At 57.0% G+C, this 20530-nt stretch carries 21 protein-coding genes; 10 read left to right on the top strand and 11 right to left on the bottom strand.

Going from position 1 to position 20530, the window contains the following annotated elements:
- Positions 1–92: 92 nt before the first annotated feature.
- Positions 93–503 (bottom strand): nucleoside diphosphate kinase regulator, encoded by a 411-nt coding sequence (rnk, locus tag AB8804_RS10930; protein WP_371185860.1) that lies wholly within the window; start codon positions 501–503, stop codon positions 93–95.
- Positions 504–830: 327 nt separating this feature from the next.
- Between rnk and AB8804_RS10925 the strand changes: the two genes are divergently transcribed.
- On the top strand, positions 831–1448 hold the full coding sequence (locus tag AB8804_RS10925) for a flavin reductase family protein (RefSeq protein WP_371185858.1): 618 nt from the start codon (positions 831–833) through the stop codon (positions 1446–1448).
- Here the strand turns inward: AB8804_RS10925 and rna are convergent.
- Positions 1442–2251, bottom strand: coding sequence for a ribonuclease I (gene rna / locus AB8804_RS10920; protein ID WP_371185855.1), 810 nt, complete (start codon positions 2249–2251; stop codon positions 1442–1444). The two genes, AB8804_RS10925 and rna, sit on opposite strands and share 7 nt — an antisense overlap.
- A 90-nt stretch (positions 2252–2341) precedes the next feature.
- Positions 2342–3715: an anaerobic C4-dicarboxylate transporter DcuC gene (gene dcuC / locus AB8804_RS10915; RefSeq protein ID WP_371185853.1), complete on the bottom strand. Its 1374-nt coding sequence runs from the start codon at positions 3713–3715 to the stop codon at positions 2342–2344.
- Between the two features lie 341 nt (positions 3716–4056).
- Here dcuC and AB8804_RS10910 point away from each other — a divergent pair, with 341 nt between their 5' ends.
- From AB8804_RS10910 to cspE, 7 genes are all read left to right on the top strand, one after another.
- On the top strand, positions 4057–4458 hold the full coding sequence (locus tag AB8804_RS10910) for a hypothetical protein (protein WP_371185851.1): 402 nt from the start codon (positions 4057–4059) through the stop codon (positions 4456–4458).
- A 54-nt stretch (positions 4459–4512) separates the two neighbouring features.
- Positions 4513–4827: a copper-binding protein gene (locus AB8804_RS10905; protein ID WP_371185849.1), complete on the top strand. Its 315-nt coding sequence runs from the start codon at positions 4513–4515 to the stop codon at positions 4825–4827.
- An 11-nt stretch (positions 4828–4838) separates the two neighbouring features.
- Positions 4839–6095 (top strand): TolC family protein, encoded by a 1257-nt coding sequence (locus AB8804_RS10900; protein ID WP_371185847.1) that lies wholly within the window; start codon positions 4839–4841, stop codon positions 6093–6095.
- The gene (locus AB8804_RS10895) at positions 6092–7294 is read left to right on the top strand and encodes an efflux RND transporter periplasmic adaptor subunit (protein ID WP_371185845.1); all 1203 of its coding nucleotides are present in this window, start codon (positions 6092–6094) and stop codon (positions 7292–7294) included. Before AB8804_RS10900 ends, AB8804_RS10895 begins: the two co-directional genes overlap by 4 nt.
- Complete coding sequence (locus tag AB8804_RS10890; protein WP_371185843.1) at positions 7291–10407, top strand: efflux RND transporter permease subunit; 3117 nt, start codon at positions 7291–7293, stop codon at positions 10405–10407. Before AB8804_RS10895 ends, AB8804_RS10890 begins: the two co-directional genes overlap by 4 nt.
- A 162-nt stretch (positions 10408–10569) precedes the next feature.
- Positions 10570–11145, top strand: coding sequence for a lipid IV(A) palmitoyltransferase PagP (pagP, locus tag AB8804_RS10885; protein ID WP_371185841.1), 576 nt, complete (start codon positions 10570–10572; stop codon positions 11143–11145).
- Between the two features lie 190 nt (positions 11146–11335).
- Complete coding sequence (gene cspE / locus AB8804_RS10880) at positions 11336–11545, top strand: transcription antiterminator/RNA stability regulator CspE (RefSeq protein WP_002439184.1); 210 nt, start codon at positions 11336–11338, stop codon at positions 11543–11545.
- A 219-nt stretch (positions 11546–11764) separates the two neighbouring features.
- Here cspE and crcB read toward each other — a convergent pair whose 3' ends face one another.
- Positions 11765–12148, bottom strand: coding sequence for a fluoride efflux transporter CrcB (gene crcB / locus AB8804_RS10875; protein ID WP_371185833.1), 384 nt, complete (start codon positions 12146–12148; stop codon positions 11765–11767).
- A gap of 67 nt (positions 12149–12215) precedes the next feature.
- On the opposite strand from crcB, the gene AB8804_RS10870 reads away from it, so the two are divergent.
- Together AB8804_RS10870 and tatE are read left to right on the top strand one after the other, a co-directional pair.
- Positions 12216–13004 (top strand): deaminated glutathione amidase, encoded by a 789-nt coding sequence (locus AB8804_RS10870; RefSeq protein ID WP_371185831.1) that lies wholly within the window; start codon positions 12216–12218, stop codon positions 13002–13004.
- A gap of 128 nt (positions 13005–13132) precedes the next feature.
- Positions 13133–13336: a twin-arginine translocase subunit TatE gene (tatE, locus tag AB8804_RS10865; protein ID WP_371185829.1), complete on the top strand. Its 204-nt coding sequence runs from the start codon at positions 13133–13135 to the stop codon at positions 13334–13336.
- A gap of 84 nt (positions 13337–13420) precedes the next feature.
- Here the strand turns inward: tatE and lipA are convergent, their stop codons facing one another.
- The 7 genes from lipA to mrdB all read right to left on the bottom strand — a co-directional run bounded on the left by lipA (position 13421) and on the right by mrdB (position 20529).
- The gene (lipA, locus tag AB8804_RS10860; RefSeq protein ID WP_112011524.1) at positions 13421–14386 is read right to left on the bottom strand and encodes a lipoyl synthase; all 966 of its coding nucleotides are present in this window, start codon (positions 14384–14386) and stop codon (positions 13421–13423) included.
- A gap of 206 nt (positions 14387–14592) precedes the next feature.
- Positions 14593–15546, bottom strand: a complete 954-nt coding sequence (locus tag AB8804_RS10855; RefSeq protein WP_371185826.1) for a YbeF family transcriptional regulator — start codon at positions 15544–15546, stop codon at positions 14593–14595.
- 290 nt (positions 15547–15836) lie between these two features.
- A complete protein-coding gene (gene lipB / locus AB8804_RS10850; protein ID WP_371185824.1) occupies positions 15837–16478 on the bottom strand; it encodes a lipoyl(octanoyl) transferase LipB in 642 nt (213 codons plus the stop codon).
- Positions 16479–16572: 94 nt separating this feature from the next.
- Complete coding sequence (gene ybeD / locus AB8804_RS10845) at positions 16573–16836, bottom strand: DUF493 family protein YbeD (protein WP_006177135.1); 264 nt, start codon at positions 16834–16836, stop codon at positions 16573–16575.
- A 106-nt stretch (positions 16837–16942) separates the two neighbouring features.
- Positions 16943–18154, bottom strand: a complete 1212-nt coding sequence (gene dacA / locus AB8804_RS10840; RefSeq protein WP_371185821.1) for a D-alanyl-D-alanine carboxypeptidase DacA — start codon at positions 18152–18154, stop codon at positions 16943–16945.
- Between the two features lie 139 nt (positions 18155–18293).
- Positions 18294–19400, bottom strand: coding sequence for an endolytic peptidoglycan transglycosylase RlpA (rlpA, locus tag AB8804_RS10835; RefSeq protein WP_371185819.1), 1107 nt, complete (start codon positions 19398–19400; stop codon positions 18294–18296).
- Positions 19401–19416: 16 nt separating this feature from the next.
- Complete coding sequence (gene mrdB, locus AB8804_RS10830) at positions 19417–20529, bottom strand: peptidoglycan glycosyltransferase MrdB (RefSeq protein ID WP_112011518.1); 1113 nt, start codon at positions 20527–20529, stop codon at positions 19417–19419.
- Position 20530 lies beyond the last annotated feature (1 nt).

Genomic DNA, 20530 nt, shown 5'->3' with positions numbered 1-20530 from the left:
TGTAGCGCGAAATAGGACGATTGGGTGAAAATGCACAAAGAGGATGCCGGGCATCCTCCGGGCAGCGCGGAAGGGCGCGTGATGAGGCGGGATTAACGCAGGTATTCGCCCGCGGCTTCTGGCTGGTAGATCAGCTCAAGCACTTCCAGATGGGCAGCGGCACCGCCCGGCAGCTCCCAGTGGATGGTATCGCCAGTGCGCAAACCGAGCAGCGCAGCGCCCACGGGAGCCAGAACGGAAAGCTGCGTGCTGCTGTCGGTCATGTTCGCCGGGTAGACCAGCGTGCGGGTCAGCTCCTCGCCGGTCGTCAGGTTGCGGAACTTCACCTGGCTGTTCATCGTCACCACGTCGTGCGGCATAGACTCCGGGGTGCACATTTGCGCCCGGTCGAGCTCCTCGTTCAGCGCGTCGGCTACCGGAAGCGAGGCGAACTCCGGTTTTTCCAGGAGTCGGTCGATACGTTCTGCGTCAAGTTCGTTAATGATGATTGTAGGTCTGGACATTTTTACTCCATGTCGTTAATGCTGCGCGTCACGCAGAAACCAATCCAAAAGAAAACCCTCGCCGTCTGGCAGCGAGGGTTTAACTCTCCTGATGATACTGGCTGAGCGCACAAGTTTGAAGTGATGAGGGTCACATTCATGCGCCAGATGAATATTTAGCGAAAAACGTGAAGCCTCGCCAATTTGCATTACGCTTTTTATGCGCCTTTTGTCGGCGACGCTCCGCACCGTGCTTTTTTCGGTCATCATTTAGGGCGGATTGCGTTACGCTGAGTGTCCCGTAACGGAGCGAAGCGCAGTTCGTTCGCCCATCTTAAAGAGAACGCTATGTACTTTTACCAACCGTCTGAGGGGCACGGCCTGCCGCATGACCCGCTGAACGCCATTATCGGCCCGCGTCCGATTGGCTGGATCTCATCCTGCGATAACGACGGGCAGCTCAACCTCGCGCCGTACAGCTTTTTCAACTGCTTTAACTATCGCCCGCCGATTATTGGATTTTCCAGCAACGGCTGGAAGGACAGCGTGCGCAATATTACCGAAACCGGCGAGTTTGTCTGGAACCTGGCGACGCGCGAGTTGGCCGAGGCGATGAATCAGACCTCCGCCATGCTGCCGCACGGCGAGGATGAATTCCGCTTTGCCGGGCTGACGCCCGCTGCCAGTAACCTTGTGCGTACGCCGCGCGTGGCGGAAAGCCCGGTTAACTTTGAATGCAGGCTTTCACAGTGTATTCAGCTGACGGGTGCCGACGGTGCGCCGATCGACACCTGGCTGGTGCTGGGAGAGGTGGTCGGCATTCATATCGCCGAAACGCTTCTGGAAGAGGGGATTTACCAGACCGCCAGGGCGCAGCCCATCCTGCGCGCGGGCGGGCCGACGGCCTACTATGGCATCAGCGATGAGCATCGCTTCGATCTGGTTCGTCCTGGGGCAGGTCAGTAACCGACCTTATCAATCACGAACTGCTTGCCGCAGTTGCCCGGGTGCGGCTGCGGTGCAAAGGAACCCGCCGCGAGCGGATTATTAATGGTGCTGGCCTTCAGCGAGATCTGCATCTCGGTGAGATACGCCGGGTTGCCATTGCAGGTAAGTTTGAACGCCTTCACATTCTCTTTGCCCCAGCTTTTCGCCACGGCGTCGTCAAAGTCGCGGCGGCTCACGGTTTTTCCGTAATTCTGAGCCAGAAAATCACCCACCGCGCTCTCTTTGACCTCCTGGTTCATCCGCACCATGGTGCCGAAATAGGCGTCCGGATCGAAGCCAAAGCAGACGCCGTGCTTGGCGTACTCGTAGCGCTCAAGGCAGGAATCTCCTCCCGCGGCGGGCATCACGCCGTTCAGCTTAGCCGCGGCGGAAAGGGATAAGCCCGTTTCGGCGGCCGCGCATTTGCGGCTGGCGCGCGCCTCCGGCATGTTAGGCACGGGCCGGGTGGCGCAGCCAAAGCGCATCCAGCGGCGTTCGTCCACGCCCCGCGCGGCGACCGATTTCGGCAGGCCGGGCCAGAGGCCGTGAACGGTCAGAAAATCGGTTTTGCGGTCGCTCTCTTTTTGCAGGCGGCACTCGGGCGGCTCGTTTCGGTTGCGTTCGACCATGCTCTGACAGAACCCCGTCTGCCAGGAGAGCGCCAGAACGTAGCGATCGAAGTCGCCGTACTGCGTCGCCTTAAGCGGTTCTGCCTGTACAGAGAATAGGCAGAGTGCAAGCCCGAGGGCGCCAGAGGGGATAACGATATCCTTCCTGAACATTTGATTTCCTGATCGGTGGGGTGTGATTTATTTCTGAGGGTTATTAAAGCACAAAAAGCGCCGGGAGGCGCTTTTTGATGGTCAGGGGATTTAGCGTATGGCAGAGCCGGGGACCATGATTTCCGTGGCGATAATCACGATGATCAGGCCAACCACGACGGGAACCGAGGTGCGTTTTACCACTTCGAACGGGGAGATTTTCGCCATACCCGCAACGGCGACCACGACGCCGGAGACGGGCGAAATGGTGCGCCCCAGGTTTGACGCCTGCAGCATAGGAATAGACAGGTAGGCCGGGTTAATGCCGGATGAGTGGGCCAGCTTCGGGATCATCTCAACGAACGCGTAGAACGGCGCGTTACCGGAACCGGTGGTCATCGCCGCCAGCATGGTCAGCACCACCAGCACCAGCATCAGGATAATGCTGGCCGAGCCGAACGAGGTGGCGATAGAGATCAGGCTTTGAATAAAGCCGATGGTGCTGAGGCCCTGGGCAAACACGCCCGCGGCCACCAAAAGCATCACCACGCTGGCAAAGGCATCGGCCATGCCGCGGTACGCCACTTCCAGACCGGAAAACACCTTTTGCGTATTGAAGCCGCGAACGAACTCCAGCACCGCCGCCAGCAGCATGCAGATCACCAGGATGGTAATAATGTGCAGCTGCGGGCCCCACTTACCGTCAAAAATCAGCACGCCAATAATCGGCGTGAACGGCAGGATGGCGTAAAAGGCGGGCGCGGTGGTGGTGATTTCACTCACGTCCAGCATCTCGTGGTTAATGTTCTCTTTTTTATCGAGATAGCGCTGCCAGAAGAAGTGCGCAATCGCCATGCCGATAATGGCGGCAATAGAAATCGGCAGCGTGGTTTTAAAGGCAAAGTCGATCAGCGACATTTCTGCGGCTTTTGCCGCCAGCACCACGTCGCCGGACGTAGGAGAAAGAATGATCGCCGCAGGGGAGGCGCAAATGGCCGCTGCCGCGCCGCGGCTAATGCCCACGTTTACCATCACCGGGAACAGGGTCGCCATTAATAACACGCCCAGGCCGGTCGCCGAGGAGACGGCGAGGGACATCAGGCAGGCAACGAAATAGGCGGCGATCATCAGCAGATACGGGGAGTTAATAAACTTGAGCGGTTTGGACGCCAGCTTCACGACCATGTCGTTCGCGCCGATGTGGGTCATATAGGCGGCGAAACCGCACAGCATCATAATCATCATGCCCAGATCGCCGCCGCGGCTCATGAGCAGGATCTTGATGTATTCGACGATGTCGGTGGCCGTGTAGCCGGTGCTGGTTTCGCTGGCAGGCAGAACCTGGTGGCCCATGAGCGCGCTGATAATCAGCAGCGTCAGGCCGCCGACAAACAGCACGCCCGTGGCGGAATACCCTTTGATGATGTAGCGCGCGACGCCGACAATGACGACGACTCCAATAAGGAGCTCGATAAACGTTAGCATGGTTTCCCCTGTATCCTTGCTGCCTGAGAGCAAAAAAAAATCAATAAAAAAGAAGGATGAAATGTGCCGAATTAACACTCACCCATAGCTGATTAAAATCAAGAAATGGATGACTAGAGACAATATCGGCGTTATTTTGCCATCGCGGCAACATTTATGTCATGAGTTTATTGACCGACTGAATGATTATCATATGTCATTGATATGCTAATAAATTGTTAGCGTGCTGAGAATAATTAACAGGTATTTGATTAAAAACGTAAATCTCCTTAAACGCGCTTTTCTCTGTTTTCTTTTGCCGCTTATACTTGGCCCACTCTTTATCACCCGATGACGCCGATATGCACGCCAGCTGGACCTATCGTCTGCGCTTTCTCAAAAAGCATCTGCTGATGTTTTTGATCGCCTTTGGCTGGCTGCTGATCCAGAGTCAGGTGGCCGCTGCGTCTCACGGCTGCTCCATCGATCTGCGCGGAGAGGTTGCCGCTATCCAGCATATGGATATGATGGGCAAAACCGCTCCGCTGCACGCGTCCGACGCTTCGCCGCTGTGTGAAAAACACTGCATGCCGGATCAGGCTCAGAAAGATCCGGCCCAGCCGCAGCTCGTCGCGCTTCCGTCAGCAATGACGATCGCCCTGAACGTGCCGGAATGCCGCGCTGCGAGCCCTTCTGCATGGTCCGTTAACCCGCCCGCCGTGGGGCCACCGGCAACGATTCGCTATTGCCGGTTTAGAGAATAAGAACCTGTTAATTCGTTGATTTTATTTTAATTTACGTTTAACAGGAGCTTTATCATGCGTGCTTTATTTTTCTCTGCGCTGCTTGGCGCATCGCTTTCTTTCGCCCCTTATGCCGCTCAGGCCACCGAGGCCGCCGCGCCGTCGGCGCAGCGCTGGCAGGGCCACGGGGTTGTCCAGTCCTTCTCTGCGCAGTCGGTCATGCTTGAGCATGACGCCATTCCCGAACTGCAATGGCCAGCCATGACCATGCCCTTTACCTTATCTCCCGGTGCCGTGCTGAACGGCGCGAAGCCCGGTGACAAGGTGACCTTCATCCTCGAACGCGCGGGCGATGGTTTCCAGATTGTCTCGCTGACGCCGCAGCGCTAGGCGAGGACACCATGAAACAACACACACTGAGCCTGTGGCTCGGTGGGGTGCTGTTCGGCCTTTTAAGCTCCGCCGCACAGGCGGAGCCGTGGACGCTCGAACAGACCCTGGCCGAAGCCCAACGCTATTCAGCCGAACTTTCCGCCAGCCGCAACGAGGCGCAGGCGCTGGATGCCATGGCCGATTCCGCCACGCAATTACCCGACCCAAAGCTGAAGTTTGGCATTGAAAACGTGCCCGTACAGGGCAGCAACGACCGGCGGATGACGCGGGAAGGCATGACGATGCAGAAAATTGGCATCATGCAAAGCTACGTCAGCGCCGAGAAGCGCGAGCGCAAGGCGCAGACGTTCCAGGCGCAGGCGCGGGGCGTGCTGGCAAAATCTGAGGCGATCCGCGCGGCGCTTCAGCGCGATACCGCCCAAGCGTGGCTGGATTTAGCGCTTGCGCAGCAGGCGTTGAAAACCGCGAGCGCGCTGGTCCGCGAAACGGAACGCCAGCGCGGCGTACAAAAGGCGAGCGTCGGGGCAGGCGGTTCCGCCCCTGACACCGTGCTGGCACTGCAGGTCACCCTGAGCGCGATGCGCGACAAAGAGACGCTGGCGCGTCGCGACGTCAGGCTCGCCCAAAGCTGGCTGCTGCAGCTGACGGGACAGACCGTCACCGACGCGAGCGGGCCGCTCCCGCGCTACCAGCGCCTGCCTGCCGATATCAACACCCTGGAAGCGGGCGTGCTGCAGCATCCTGAAGTTGAAGCCGCCCGGCGCGAAGCGGAAACGGCCAAGGCCCGTTCGGCGCAATCCGCCGTGGCGGCCATTCCCGACGTTGATGTGGAGGTGTTTTACGCCCATCGCGCGGAAGGCTATGACGACATGGCGGGCGTGATGTTTAGCGTCGATCTGCCCCTGTTCCAGTCCAAAAGGCAGGACAAAGCGTATGCCGCCGACGTTTCCCGCTCAATGCAGGCGGTGGATCAGCTCACGCTTATCAAACGTGAACATATCGCGCAGATCCAAACGCTGGTGGCGCAGTATCAGGCGGCGCAGGCCCTGTGGCAGCGTCAGCGCGATGAGGTGTTACCCCTGCAGCGCCAGCGGCTGAATCTCCTGACCGCGCAGTATCGATCGGGACAATCGGATCTTCCCGCACTGCTCGAGGCACGCCGAAGCGTGCTGGATACGGAACTGGCGGTCAATCAGGCCGAGCGCGAGATGGCGCGCACCTGGTCCGCCGTAAACTGGCTGATCCCGCAGGAGCTGGCGAAATGAAAAAACTGACCTTAACGACTATCGCCCTTGCGATCCTCGCCGCAGCCGGCGGCGGCTATCTGCTGGGACAGAAGGCGGCCCATCCACCCGCAGCGGCGCACGCGCCAGAGCGTACCGTGCTGTACTGGTACGATCCGATGGTGCCCGGACAGCGCTTTGATAAGCCGGGTAAATCGCCGTTTATGGATATGGCGCTGGTTCCACGCTATGCCGATGAAGAGAAGGCGGCGAGCGGCGTGGCGATTAGCGCCCGGCAGCAGCAAAATCTCGGCATGACGACGGCTAAAGCGCAGATGCGCCAGATGGTCTCCCCGTTCTCGGCGTTTGCCACGGTGTCGGCCGACGAGCGCAGCGTGTCGGTGGTCTCTTCGCCCGCGAACGGCGTGGTGTCAAAGCTGTTTGTGAACGCCCAGCAGCAGCAGGTCAAGGCCGGAGAGCCGCTGGCAACGCTGTGGATACCGCAGTGGACGGCCGCGCAGCAGGAGTATTTAGCCGTTCGCCAGCTCGGTGATGCAGGATTAACCCGCGCCGCGCGGGAGCGGCTGGCGCTGCAGTTTATGCCGGAAGCGGTGATCCGCGCGGTGGAGAGCAGCGGCAGGCCGCAGGCCACGCTGACCCTGCGGGCCGAACGGGCGGGATACGTCGTGAAGCTGGACGTGCGGGAGGGGGCGCAAATCACGGCAACCGCGCCGCTTTTCGAAATCGCAGGCCTCGATCCCGTCTGGCTGATCGTTGATTACCCGCAGGCTCAGGCGCAGTCCCTGACGGTGGGCAGTGAAATGGTCGCCACGTCGGAAAGCTGGCCCGGCGAGGTGTTTCACGGTGCGGTCAGCGAGCTGCTGCCGCAAATGGACGCCGCGACCCGAACCCTAAAGGCCCGCGTTGCGCTGAAGAATGCCGGGCAGAAGCTAAGGCCCGGCATGTACCTCACGGTTCGCCGCGCGCAGGCCCCGGAGCGCCCGCCGGTGCTGGCCGTGCCGGAGGAGGCGGTCATCAGCAGCGGGGACGCCTCGCGGGTGCTGATCGCGACGGGGGACGGCTACTTCAGGCCGGTGAACGTCACGCCGGGCATCACGGCGCAGGGATGGACGGAAGTTCGCGCGGGGCTGAAGGAGGGCGACACCGTGGTGACGTCCGGCCAGTTCCTGATTGATTCAGAAGCCAGCCTTCGCAGCGCAGTGCCGGAGGTGACGCCATGATTGCCGCCGTGATCCGCGCTTCATTGCGTAACCGACTGCTGGTGATCCTTGCCGCGCTGGCGATGGCGGGGTGGGGCATCTGGGCGGTGCAGCGCGCGCCGCTGGACGCGCTGCCCGATCTTTCTGACGTGCAGGTTATCGTCAAGGCCAGCTATCCCGGCAAAGCGCCGCAGGTGATTGAGGATCAGGTCACCTGGCCGTTGACCACCTCAATGCTGTCCGTTCCGGGGGCGAAAACGGTCCGCGGGTTTTCAATGTTTGGCGATGCTTACGTCTACGTGCTGTTTGAGGAGGGGACCGATCTCTACTGGGCGCGCTCCAGAGTGCTGGAGTATTTAAGCCAGGTGCAGGCGCAGCTTCCGGCGGGGGTGAAGGTTTCTCTTGGGCCGGACGCAACGGGCGTCGGCTGGATCTATGAATATGCGCTGATCGACCGCAGCGGGAAGCACAGCCTGGCGGATCTGCGCGCCATTCAGGACTGGACGCTGAAGTTTGAGCTTAAGTCCGTGCCGAACGTATCGGAGGTCGCGAGCATCGGCGGGATGGTGCGCCAGTATCAAATCGTCGCCGATCCGGCAAAAATGCGCGCGCTCAACATTACCCACGTCCAGCTTTCCAGCGCCGTTCAGGCCGCCAATAAGGAGAGCGGCGGCGCGCTGCTGGAAATGGGCGAGGCGGAGTATATGGTGCGCACCACGGGCTACCTGCACTCGCTGGAGGATTTTCGCAACGTGGTAATAACCAGCCGGGACGGCGTGCCGGTGATGCTCAAGGACGTGGCGACGATCGGCTTTGGTCCGGAGATCCGTCGCGGCGTGGCCGAGCTGAACGGAGAGGGAGAGGTCGCCGGGGGCGTGGTGGTGATGCGCTACGGGCAAAACGCGCTGGAGACCATTCGCGCGGTGAAGGCGAAGCTGGCTGAACTGCAGAAAACGCTGCCGCAGGGCGTTGACGTTGTGCCGGTGTATGACCGTTCGGCGCTGATTGAGGACTCGGTCAAAACCCTCACCCACAAGCTGCTGGAAGAGTTTGCGGTGGTTGTGCTGGTGTGCGCGCTGTTCCTGTTCCATTTCCGCTCGGCGCTGGTGGCGATCGTCTCGCTGCCGCTGGGTATTTTGGGCGCGTTCGTCGTCATGCATTATCAGGGCATCAACGCCAACATCATGTCCCTCGGCGGGATTGCGATTGCTATCGGCGCAATGGTGGATGCGGCAATCGTGATGATCGAGAACATGCATAAGGTGCTCGAGCAGTGGCGGCATGATAACCCGGGGCGGCAGCCTTCGTCCGCGGAGTACTGGCAGCTGGCGGAACGGGCGGCTATTGAGGTGGGGCCCGCGCTGTTTTGCAGCCTGCTGATCATCACCCTGTCGTTTATTCCGGTGTTCTCGCTGGAAGCGCAGGAGGGGAAAATGTTCTCGCCGCTGGCGTTCACCAAAACGTGGTCAATGGCCGTAGCGGCCGGGCTTGGGATCACGCTGGTGCCCGTGCTGATGGGTTACTTCATTCGCGGGAAAATCCCGGATGAAAAGGCGAACCCGATCAACCGCGCGTTGATTCGCTTATATGAACCTCTTCTGGATAAGGTCCTCACCTTTCCAAAAACCACGCTGGTGCTGGCGTTTGCGCTGTTACTCGCCACGCTATGGCCGCTGAGCCGCCTGGGCAGCGAGTTTATGCCGCCGCTGGATGAGGGCGATTTGCTGTATATGCCTTCAACCCTGCCGGGAATTTCAGCCAGGGAGGCTTCAAGACTGCTACAGCAGACGGACAGGCTGATTAAAAGCGTGCCGGAGGTTGAGAGCGTATTCGGTAAAGCCGGGCGGGCGGAGTCGGCCACCGATCCCGCGCCGTTAACCATGCTTGAAACGACCATCCGCTTTAAGCCGCGCGAGCAGTGGCGCCCCGGGATGACGCCGCAAAAGCTGGTCGACGAGCTCGACAAAACGGTATCGCTGCCGGGCATCGCAAACGTCTGGGTTCCGCCTATCCGCAACCGGCTGGACATGCTGGCTACCGGGATCAAAAGCCCGGTCGGCATTAAGGTGAACGGCAATAATATTGCCGATATCGAGCGCGTTGCGCAGCAGATTGAGCACGTGGTGAAGCAGGTGCCCGGCGTGACCTCCGCGCTGGCTGAACGATTGGCAGGCGGGCGCTATGTGGATATTCAGATTGACCGGCTCAAGGCCGCGCGCTACGGCGTCTCGGTTGACGAGCTGCAGGGCATGGTTTCCACGCTGGTCGGCGGCGATAACATTGGCGAAGTCATACAGGGGCGCGAGCGTTATCCCATCAACCTGCGCTATCCGCGCGATATTCGCGACAATGTCGACAAGCTTCGCACGCTGCCGGTCGTCACCGCAAACGGCAGCCAGGTGGCGCTGGGCGAGCTGGCTAAAATCACGGTGTCAGAAGGTCCGCCAATGTTGAAAAGCGAGAACGCCCGCTTATCCAACTGGATTTACGTCGACTTGCGCGGGCGTGACCTGAAATCAGCCGTGGATGAGATGCAGCGGCGCGTGGCTGAACGGGTGGCGCTGCCGCAGGGCGTTTCACTTGCCTGGTCCGGGCAGTTTGAATATCTTGAGCGGGCAACGGCAAAGCTCAAATTAGTCCTGCCGGTAACGCTAATGATTATATTTCTACTGCTTTGGCTGACGTTCAAACGCGTTTCTGATGTCCTGATAATAATGGGGACATTGCCGTTTGCGCTAATAGGCGGCGTATGGCTGCTGTGGCTGCTGGGATATAATCTCTCCGTGGCCGGAGCTGTGGGCTTTATCGCCCTTTCCGGGGTAGCGGCGGAATTCGGCGTAATTATGGTTTTATATTTAAACCATGCGCTGGATAAATATTGGCGGCACGGATCCGAGGGTAAGAATAGCGTGCTGATGCAGGCGATTCATGAAGGCGCGGTGCTGCGCGTGCGCCCGAAGGTGATGACGGTTGCCACCATCATGGCGGGCCTGCTGCCCGTGATGTGGGGCGGCGGCAGCGGCTCTGAGGTGATGCAGCGTATCGCCGCGCCGATGATTGGCGGTATGGTAACGGCACCCTTATTGTCGATGCTGGTTATTCCCGCCCTTTACAAGCTGATACACCAGCGGTAAGGCCGACGCCTGCATGCGCTTATTACGGCATGCAGGCGTTCTTTTATGAGAATATTCCCATTTGGCCTGAAGGTAATAAGGTTTCACATTAATGCTGTTAAGGTTTTATTCAACTTTTCTGTGATAGACTTCACGCTTAATAGCAAGAATGGTAATAGTAAAGTGAACGCACGTAATAGATTTTTTTTGATTTTATTGTTTATTTTTGGGCAGTTGACCCTTTCATCCGTTGCACAGGCTGATGACAGCGCTGCGGGCAAAGGCTGGCTGTCAACTTTTGGCGATAACGTCGCGCAGACCTGGAAGGAACCAGAGCATTATGAACTTTATATTCCGGCGATAACGTGGCATGCACGTTTTGCCTACGACAAAGAAAAAACGGACAAGTACAACGAGCGTCCGTGGGGCGCGGGCTTTGGCCAGTCCCGCTGGGATGAAAAGGGGAACTGGCACGGCATCTATCTTATGGCCTTTAAAGACTCCTATAACAAGTGGGAGCCTATTGGGGGCTACGGCTGGGAGAAGACCTGGCGCCCGCTGGCCGACGATAATTTCCACCTGGGGCTGGGCTATACCGCCGGGGTGACGGCGCGTGATAACTGGAAGTACATTCCCATTCCGGTACTCCTGCCGCTGGCGTCCATCGGCTATGGCCCGGCGACGTTCCAGATGACCTACATTCCCGGAACGTACAATAACGGTAACGTTTACTTTGCCTGGATGCGCTTTGAGTTTTAACTGCTAAAAAGGACCATTCTGGTGAAAAAACACCCTGCCGTTGAACCCTAAAGCATAAAAATTCAACGGCAGAAATTAACGCGACTTTTGTCACTTTTTAACAAAGATCCGCTGGACAAAATGCCTAACAATTGTTGTACTGATACCCGACACAGCATTTGTGTCGTTTTTTAATGTAAAGGTAATTTTGATGTCTAAGATTAAAGGTAACGTTAAGTGGTTTAATGAGTCCAAAGGATTCGGTTTCATTACTCCTGAAGATGGCAGCAAAGACGTGTTCGTACACTTCTCTGCAATCCAGTCTAATGGTTTCAAAACCCTGGCTGAAGGCCAGCGCGTTGAGTTCGAAATCACTAACGGTGCCAAAGGTCCTTCTGCTGCTAACGTAATCGCTCTGTAATTCAGACGCGTCAGCAAGAATTTCAAAACCCGCTCATTGAGCGGGTTTTTTTCGTTTGGCGCTAGCCTAAAAAATACATTTTCAGGAAAATGGCGACGATTGCCACGCTCAGCAACACCATACCCGCACTCATCACGCTCTCTTTCATTCTGCCACCCTCGTTCAGTATTGAGGCAAGAGTGACAGAGAAAAATTAAGCCAACATTAATGTGCTGGCGTTTAGTGCGCGCTGGCAGAAGAAAATAGCCAAAATGCGAGCGCGGTCATCGCAAAGGAGCCGAGCATGTTGACCGCAATATTGCTCAGCGCCCATCCCACGCGGCCCTCCTGGAACAGAAAAACAACCTCAGCTGAAAACGTAGAGAAGGTGGTTAAGCCGCCGCAGAAGCCCGTGGTAATCAATAATTTCCACATCGGATCAACGTTCGTCATGCGGTTAAACCAGGCGAGCCCCATGCCGATGATGAATGCGCCAATCAGGTTTGCTGCCAGCGTGCCCACGGGGATAGCATGATGCAGCGGATTCAACCGCATGCTCAGCAGCCACCGCGCGACGCTCCCGGTACCTCCACCAATAAAAACGGCTAAAAGAAGTTGAATCACCGTAAATACCTGCTATTTGATGTGTAAGAGCGTCAAGTGTAACGCTGTTTTGGATGAGGGGACAAATATGCATGTGGCGGTTGGGCAGTTTGCGGTCACGCCGGACTGGAAGGAGAATGCGCGCAAGTGCGTCTCTCTTATGGCACAGGCCCGAGAAAAAGGCGCGGCGCTGCTCGTACTCCCTGAGGCGCTGCTGGCCCGTGACGACGGCGATCCCGATCTGTCGGTGAAATCGGCGCAGCCGCTGGAAGGCCCGTTTCTGCAGCAGCTGCTGAGCGAGAGCGTCGGCAATCGGATGACGACCGTGCTAACGATCCATGTGCCTTCAGCGCCCGGACGGGCGCTGAACACGCTGGTGGCGATCCGCGAGGGAGCCATCATTGCGCGCTACGCAAAGCTTCATCTTTATGACGCGTTCAGCGTGCAGGAATCACGGCTGGTCGATCCGGGCGACTGCGTGCCTCCTCTGGTGGATATTGAAGGGATGAGAATCGGCTTAATGACCTGCTACGACCTCCGCTTTCCCGAGCTGGCGCTTAGCCTCGCGCTGCAGGGGGCCGATGTGCTGGTTCTCCCCGCCGCGTGGGTGAAAGGCCCGGCAAAAGAACACCACTGGTCAACGCTGTTGGCTGCCCGCGCCCTGGACACCACCTGCTATGTGGTGGCCGCAGGAGAGTGTGGAAATAAAAACATCGGGCAGAGCAGGGTAGTCGATCCGCTGGGCGTGACGATTGCAGCGGCGGCGGAAGCGCCCGCGCTGCTGGTTACGGAGATAATTTCAGCGCGGATAACGCTTGCGCGCGAGCAATTACCTGTTCTTCGCAACCGCCGCTTTGCGCCACCGCAATTATTGTGATGTTTTTTTCAACAATGCTTGATTCACCTTGTTACAGATTGCTATTGTGTGCGCGCGCCAAATGACCGTTAATACATTCAGGTTTTATTGGCGCTGAATGCAGCCTGTTTTATGTAAAGAAGGTATCTATGGGTGAGATTAGTATTACTAAACTGCTGGTGATTGCCGCACTGGTCGTCCTGCTGTTTGGTACCAAGAAGTTACGTACGCTGGGTGGAGACCTGGGTACCGCCATTAAAGGCTTTAAGAAAGCGATGAATGATGATGACGCGGCTGCTAAGAAAAGCGCCGAGGATGACGTCCCTGCAGAGAAGCTTTCTCACAAAGAGTAACCGCATGGCTTTCGCGCATGCAAAAGAAAAAACCGGCTACTGAGCCGGTTTTTTTTCGCTTAACGGTAAATAAATATTACCGTCTTACTTCACTTCTTCGCCCTTCGCCTGCATGTCGGCGTGATAAGAAGAGCGTACGAAAGGACCGCAGGCAGCATGCGTGAAGCCCATCGCCATCGCTTCGGCTTTCATCTCATCAAACTCGTCCGGGCTCACGTAGCGCTGAACCGGAAGGTGATGGCGGCTTGGCTGCAGGTACTGGCCCAGCGTCAGCATGGTGACGCCGTGGCGGCGCAGATCGCGCATCACCTCAATGATTTCGGCATTGGTTTCGCCAAGGCCAACCATCAGGCCCGACTTGGTAGGAATGTGCGGGTGCGCCTCTTTGAAACGCTCCAGCAGCTTCAGGGACCAGTTATAGTCGGCTCCTGGACGGACCTGACGATAAATGCGCGGCACGTTTTCCAGGTTATGGTTAAACACGTCCGGCGGCGTCGCGGTGAGAATATCCAGCGCGCGGTCCATACGGCCGCGGAAGTCGGGAACCAGCGTCTCAATCTTAATGGTTGGGTTCTTTTCGCGGATAGCCGTAATGCAGTCCGCAAAGTGCTGAGCACCGCCGTCGCGCAGATCGTCGCGGTCAACGGAGGTAATCACCACATAGCGCAGCCCCATGTCGGCGATGGTCTGCGCCAGTTTTTGCGGTTCGTTGGCGTCAGGCGCGACAGGGCGACCGTGCGCAACGTCGCAGAACGGACAGCGGCGGGTACAGATGGCACCCAGAATCATAAAGGTCGCCGTACCGTGGTTGAAACATTCAGCAAGGTTAGGGCAAGAGGCTTCTTCACACACGGAGTGGAGGCCATTTTTGCGCATCGCCGCTTTGATCCCCTGGATACGCGAAGAGTCTGCCGGAAGTTTAATTTTCATCCATTCCGGTTTTCTTAACAGCGCTTCGCGCTCTGTAGCCACGTTTTTAACCGGGATAAGGGCCATTTTATCGGCATCGCGGTATTTAACACCGCGTTCCATCACAATGGGTTTACTCATAGCGTGCGTGTTCCAGTTGCGAATATCGAAGGAAAGCGTTTTAGTTCAAGGGAATGTTGTATTTATCAACTATTTTTGAACGAACGACAGGCAGTATATCATTTAAAGGGCCGATAAAGCAGCCTGCCGCGTCGCCAATTTGTAAAATAGTTGTTGTTTAGTGCCTTTTGCCCCACCGGCTTCTGGGGCAGATGGGGGCTTATCGGTCAGAAGGTCTGGCGGATAATGTTAATCACGTTGTCGAGCACCGGATCGCGCAGGCTAAGCTTGTTGTAATGAAGTGAAATTTCAACAGATTCTGTATTAAGCGAGCTCAATGGGATGCGCTCAAGCGGCCAGCATTTTTTGAGCAGGTTAAAGAGGCGCAGTGGCATCACGCAGAGCATGTCGCTGCTGCCCAGCAGGGATGCAATCGTAAACATATTGTAACTGCTGAAACTGACCTGACGTTCCGGGAAGAGCTCGTTGATGCGCTGACGCTGCGGTAGCTGTGCATGCCCTTCGGTCAAAAACGATGAATGCTCGTAGTGGCGTAGGTTCTCGAGCGTTGGCGGCTGGCCTAGCGCCGGATGCTGCTGGCGGCACACAAGAACCAGGCTGTCGGCGTAAAGAACATGTTGTCCTAACGCCCGTGCGCTTAAGCTGGTGATATCGATTACCAGGTCGGTCTGGAATTGCGCCAGCTGGGCTTCTGGCTCGGTTATAGGCACGTTGCGCAGGAGAAGCTGCGGCGCATGCTGCTTTACGGCCTGGTAGATCGCCGGCATCACCAGCACCCCAAGGGCAGGGGAGGTGCCGATGGTGATGGTTCTTTGCTTATCGTAGCTGCCGGTTAAATCGAGCGCGCCGAGGATCGATTCAAGCCCCTGACTAATGTATTCATGCAAATGGGTTGCGTAGGCCGTAGGGGTGACGCCCTGGCCTTTGCGAATAAATAACGGATCGGGAAATATGGCGCGTAGCTTTTGAATAGACTGGCTAATTGCGGAAGGCGTGAGGTTTAGAATTTTCGCCGCGTTGACGATACCATTATGAACATATACCGCCTCAAAAATAGTCAGTAAATTGAGATCTATATTACGTAAAGTCCGAAAAATTTGCGGCTTATCATCTCCAACGGATTCGTTGATACGCTTAGCTGGTAGATTTTTATACTCCACGCTTTCACTCCGTATTCATTCACAGTATGAATGATAGTTGAATTTATTTATTATGCTTGTAGAGATTCGTAAAATAGCTGATGTAATTCGCTTGTTTATCAAAAACAAACAGTTGGGTGATTATCACACATGTTGCATTTTTCCCGCAGGCCAGCCCAGGCAGGGCCTGAGAATAAGTGATGCTAATATGCGGAAGCATCGAAAATATAGAATCTGCTGAATGTTGTAAAGTATAAAAGCGGGAAATAAGTCATGGTCCGGTAAATAAATGGACCATGATGTATGTTGTATTAAGCGGTGATATATTCGTGAGGGGGATTGTTAAGTAGTGCTAAAAGATTGTTTAAGAGCACTGGTCGAATATTATCGGGTGTCGCTTCTTCGACCCACTGACGCATTTGCGTCATTTCCATGCCCGCGTAGCCGCACGGGTTGATACGCTGGAAGGGGGCCAAATCCATATTAATATTGAGCGCCAGCCCGTGGAATGAACAGCCCTTGCGGATGCGCAGCCCAAGCGAGCAGATCTTACTCTCACCCACGTACACGCCGGGCGCATCGGCGCGCGGATGCGCTTCAATACCGTATTCTGCAAGCGTGTTAACGACGGTGTTTTCCAGCAGGGTCACCAGCTCACGCACGCCAAGCTTCCTGCGCTTCAGGTTCAGCATGACGTACATCACCTGCTGACCCGGGCCGTGGTAGGTCACCTGTCCGCCGCGATCGCTTTGAATCACGGGGATGTCGCCCGTCATCAGCAAATGTTCAGCTTTTCCGGCCTGGCCCTGGGTGAACACCGGCAGATGCTCTACCAGCCAAATTTCATCCGGGGTGGCGTCGTCGCGGGAATCGGTGAAGTCGTGCATGGCCTGGGAGACAGGCTCATAGGGCTGTAGCCCGAGGTGGCGGACAAGGATTTTATCCTGATACAAAACAACGTCTCCGAAGACGAGGGACAAAAGGTAGCGGGAAGTATATCACAGCGGGGGAGTGGGTTACCCGGCTAACCGGGCAACCGCAAAGGGACTACAGCACCATACGAACAATTTCGATATTGCCGAGCTCTTCGTACAGCGTCTCAACCTGCTCAATGTGCGTCGCAGTAATGGTGATCGAGACAGAGTGATAATTGCCTTTGCTGCTTGGTTTCACCGACGGAGAGTAGTCGCCCGGCGCATGGCGCTGAACCACTTCAACCACCTGATCAACCAGCTCAGGTTTCGCCAGACCCATTACTTTGTAGGTAAATGAGGTAGGGAATTCAAGCAGTTCGTTAAGTTTGGTTTTCATGTCAGCTCCGGCGTAACGTCAAAAAATAATAACTCCCACGTCAGGTGGGAGTTATCAGGATACTTAGTATATGGGGATCAAAATCACACTTTCAAGTGTTCAATTTTTAGCCAAACCAGTGGTGGAACATCAATTTAATGTAATCAATGATTTTGCCGAAGAAGTTGCCTTCTGGAATTTCATCCAGCACAACGAGCGGACGCTGGTCGATGGTTTTGCCGTCCAGCTGGAAGTTAATGGTGCCCACAACCTGGTTTTTCTGCAGCGGAGCATGCAGTTCGGTGGTGTTGAGCACGTAGCTGGCCTTAAGGTCTTTCATGCGGCCGCGCGGGATGGTCAGATAAAGGTCTTTATCTACGCCGAGTGACGCGCGGTCGTTGTCGCCGAACCAGACCGGTTCAGACGCAAATTCTTTACCTGCTTTCAGCGGATTGACGGTCTCGAAGAAGCGGAAGCCCCAGGTCAGAAGTTTCTTACTTTCCGTTTCGCGGCCCTTGAAGGTACGACCGCCCATCACCGCAGAGATCAGACGCATTTGACCTTCGGTTGCCGAAGCCACCAGGTTATAGCCTGCTTTGTCCGTATGGCCGGTCTTGATACCGTCGACGTTCAGGCTGTTGTCCCACAGCAGGCCGTTACGGTTGGTCTGACGAATGCCGTTGAAGGTGAACTCTTTTTCTTTATAGATGGAGTACTCGTTCGGCACGTCGCGGATCAGCGCCTGGCCGATCAGCGCCATGTCGCGCGCAGAGCTGTACTGCCCTTCGGCGTCCAGGCCGTGGACGGTCTGGAAGTGGCTGTTTTTCAGGCCCAGCGCGGAGACGTAGCTGTTCATCAGGCCAACAAAGGCATCCTGACTGCCAGCAGCAAAGTCCGCCATCGCCACGCAGGCGTCGTTACCGGACTGCAGGTTGATGCCGCGGATCAGCTGGGAGACCGGCACCTGCATGCCAGGCTTCAGGAACATCAGCGATGAGCCTTTGAACACCGGGTTACCCGTTGCCCACGCGTCGTTGCCGATGGTCACCAGGTCGGTTTCTTTAAACTTGCCCGCCTTCATGGCCTGGCCGATGACGTAGCTGGTCATCATTTTGGTCAGGCTAGCCGGATCGCGACGCGTGTCGGCGTTCTGTTCTGCCAGCACTTTGCCAGAGTTGTAATCGATCAGGATGTAGGATTCCGCGTCGATCTGCGGAACGCCAGGGATCATGGTCTTGATGTTCAGGTCATCCGCGTGAGCCGCAGAGAATGCAGCCGCGCATAAGGCCGTGGTCAGCGCCATGCGCTGCACAAAACGAGCAGATAAAGTGGTCTTCATGGTCAGAACTACGACGTCCGTGATGGAATTAAAAAAAGTGCCCTACTATAGCAAATGCTATACGGGCAGGCATCCGACTTTAAGCGTGAGTTTGTTAACGTTGTTTACACAAACTGACGTTTCGGATACCACCGATTCATTATTTTGCAACAGTAATAAACGACTGCAGCTGGGCTTCGCTTTGCAGACGCTGCTGCAGCCTGGCGGCCTGAGACTTGCTCGCAAACGGCCCCATCTGAATACGCCAGACCGCGCCGTTTTGCTGAACGCGGCCAGGCACGCTGAACTGCTGGCTCAGGCGCTGCTGATACTGCTGCGCTCTGGCCTGGTCGCTGACGGCACCCACCTGTACCACATAGCTGCCGCTTGCCGCTGCCGGGGCAGCGACCGCCGCGCTTTGCTGTGGGGCAGGGGCCGTGACGGGCGCAGGCTGTGCGACCGGAGCGGCCGCTGGGGCGGGTGTAGGTTCGCTGCCCTCAAGCACGCCAGAGGCCAGGGTCGTTGGCGCACCGAGGAAGCCGCTGCTTTTTACCGGCGCACCCGTGCTGTCATCGCTTTGCAGCGTATCGTTGCTGATGGCGCGCACTTCGCCCTGAGGCTGGGCTGGCTCTGCCGGAGAGGATACGCCGCCCATGCCCCCGCTCAGGTCAGGACGTGCGGGAAGGGCGTAGGTCTGCTTGGCTACCGTCGTACAGGCGGTGCCCGGGCCAGAGAGCGTGCCGTCCTGGGCCACAATAATCGGGTCAATACGCACTTTGGTATTGTTTGAAGTGTTCAGACGGTCAGCGGCCGCGCGCGACAGCGAGATCACGCGGTCGTTGCCGTACGGGCCACGATCGTTAATGCGCACCACAATCATGCGTCCGTTTGCGAGGTTGGTTACGCGAACGTAGCTTGGGATGGGTAGCGTAGGGTGCGCGGCGGTGATTTGCATCGGATCGAACGTCTCGCCAGATGCCGTCAGGTTGCTGCCGGGCTCCGCATCATAAATGGCGGCAAAGCCGGCCTGGCTGAAGCGGGACGGGTCCTGGACAATTTTGTAGCTCTTGCCGTCGCGCTGGTAATCCTGATTCGCGCTGGCATTCAGCGGTTCATAAACAGGATCGGCACCGCTGATTTCCACTATCGGGCCATTACATACCGCAGGCTGCGGCGGCGCGACGGTTGCCTGTTGCTGACCATCATCACTTGTGCAAGCTGCAAGTAAACTTGCTGCGATACAGATCCCCAGCCACTGCTTACGCATTGCGAACCCCTTATTTTTATACGCTTTTTGACAACATTTTTCTGTGGGTATGGATCGACATGACGATACCAAACCCGGCCATCAACACGATCAGTGCCGAGCCTCCGTAGCTCACCAGCGGCAGCGGAACGCCTACAACCGGCAGAATACCGCTCACCATACCAATATTTACGAAGACATAAACGAATAAAATCAGCATCAGCCCACCTGCCATCACGCGGCCAAAGGTGGTTTGCGCCCGTGCGGCAATCCACAGGCCGCGCATAATCAGCAGCACGTAGAGGGCAAGCAGGATCAGAATGCCCACCAGCCCCAGCTCTTCGGCCAGAACCGCAAAGATAAAGTCGGTGTGGCGCTCGGGTAAAAATTCCAGCTGGGACTGCGTGCCGTGCAGCCAGCCTTTACCGCTCAGGCCGCCCGAGCCAATCGCAATCTTCGACTGAATGATGTGGTAGCCCGCGCCCAGCGGATCGGTTTCCGGATCGAGCAGCATCATCACGCGCTGGCGCTGATAGTCATGCATCAGGAAGAACCACAGGATCGGGATAAAGGCCGCCACGAGCACCACGGCGATGCCGATCAGGCGCCAGCTCAGTCCAGATAAGAACAGCACAAACAGGCCGGACAGGGCGATCAGGATCGAGGTGCCCAGGTCAGGCTGTGCCGCCACCAGCAGCGTCGGCAGGAAAATTAACACCAGCGCGATGGCCGTATTCTTCAGCGAAGGCGGGCAAACGTCGCGGTTAATAAAGCGCGCCACCATCAGCGGCACGGCGATTTTGGCAATTTCCGAAGGCTGGAAGCGGACGATGCCGAGGTCCAGCCAGCGCTGCGCGCCCTTGGAGATGGCGCCAAAAGCGTCCACCGCAACCAGAAGAATAATACAGAAGATATAGAGATACGGCGCCCAGCCCTCGTACACGCGCGGTGGAATTTGCGCCATCACCACCATAATAACCAGACCCATTGCGATCTGGCCAATCTTGCGCTCCATCATGCCGATGTCCTGGCCGCTCGCGCTCCAGATCACCATCGCGCTGTAGAAGAGCAGGGCCAGCAGGATCAGCAGCATGGCAGGGTCGATGTGGATTTTGTCCCACAGCGATTTTTTATTTGGATTATCCGTCATG

Source organism: Enterobacter sp. KBR-315C3_2022, from assembly GCF_041399425.1.
Lineage (GTDB): Bacteria > Pseudomonadota > Gammaproteobacteria > Enterobacterales > Enterobacteriaceae > Enterobacter.
Note: the sequence above shows the minus strand (reverse complement) of the source record. Positions and strands in the feature narration are given on the sequence as shown.

What these genes read in the sequence shown, in the direction of transcription:
- dacA (WP_371185821.1), bottom strand. Translation starts at nt 18,154, where the DNA reads ATGAAGACCACTTTATCTGCTCGTTTTGTGCAGCGCATGGCGCTGACC.
- AB8804_RS10925 (WP_371185858.1), top strand. Translation starts at nt 831, where the DNA reads ATGTACTTTTACCAACCGTCTGAGGGGCACGGCCTGCCGCATGACCCG.
- tatE (WP_371185829.1), top strand. Translation starts at nt 13,133, where the DNA reads ATGGGTGAGATTAGTATTACTAAACTGCTGGTGATTGCCGCACTGGTC.
- AB8804_RS10910 (WP_371185851.1), top strand. Translation starts at nt 4,057, where the DNA reads ATGCACGCCAGCTGGACCTATCGTCTGCGCTTTCTCAAAAAGCATCTG.
- AB8804_RS10890 (WP_371185843.1), top strand. Translation starts at nt 7,291, where the DNA reads ATGATTGCCGCCGTGATCCGCGCTTCATTGCGTAACCGACTGCTGGTG.
- mrdB (WP_112011518.1), bottom strand. Translation starts at nt 20,529, where the DNA reads ATGACGGATAATCCAAATAAAAAATCGCTGTGGGACAAAATCCACATC.
- lipA (WP_112011524.1), bottom strand. Translation starts at nt 14,386, where the DNA reads ATGAGTAAACCCATTGTGATGGAACGCGGTGTTAAATACCGCGATGCC.
- ybeD (WP_006177135.1), bottom strand. Translation starts at nt 16,836, where the DNA reads ATGAAAACCAAACTTAACGAACTGCTTGAATTCCCTACCTCATTTACC.
- rna (WP_371185855.1), bottom strand. Translation starts at nt 2,251, where the DNA reads ATGTTCAGGAAGGATATCGTTATCCCCTCTGGCGCCCTCGGGCTTGCA.
- AB8804_RS10870 (WP_371185831.1), top strand. Translation starts at nt 12,216, where the DNA reads ATGCATGTGGCGGTTGGGCAGTTTGCGGTCACGCCGGACTGGAAGGAG.
- rlpA (WP_371185819.1), bottom strand. Translation starts at nt 19,400, where the DNA reads ATGCGTAAGCAGTGGCTGGGGATCTGTATCGCAGCAAGTTTACTTGCA.
- AB8804_RS10900 (WP_371185847.1), top strand. Translation starts at nt 4,839, where the DNA reads ATGAAACAACACACACTGAGCCTGTGGCTCGGTGGGGTGCTGTTCGGC.
- AB8804_RS10895 (WP_371185845.1), top strand. Translation starts at nt 6,092, where the DNA reads ATGAAAAAACTGACCTTAACGACTATCGCCCTTGCGATCCTCGCCGCA.
- cspE (WP_002439184.1), top strand. Translation starts at nt 11,336, where the DNA reads ATGTCTAAGATTAAAGGTAACGTTAAGTGGTTTAATGAGTCCAAAGGA.
- AB8804_RS10905 (WP_371185849.1), top strand. Translation starts at nt 4,513, where the DNA reads ATGCGTGCTTTATTTTTCTCTGCGCTGCTTGGCGCATCGCTTTCTTTC.
- dcuC (WP_371185853.1), bottom strand. Translation starts at nt 3,715, where the DNA reads ATGCTAACGTTTATCGAGCTCCTTATTGGAGTCGTCGTCATTGTCGGC.
- rnk (WP_371185860.1), bottom strand. Translation starts at nt 503, where the DNA reads ATGTCCAGACCTACAATCATCATTAACGAACTTGACGCAGAACGTATC.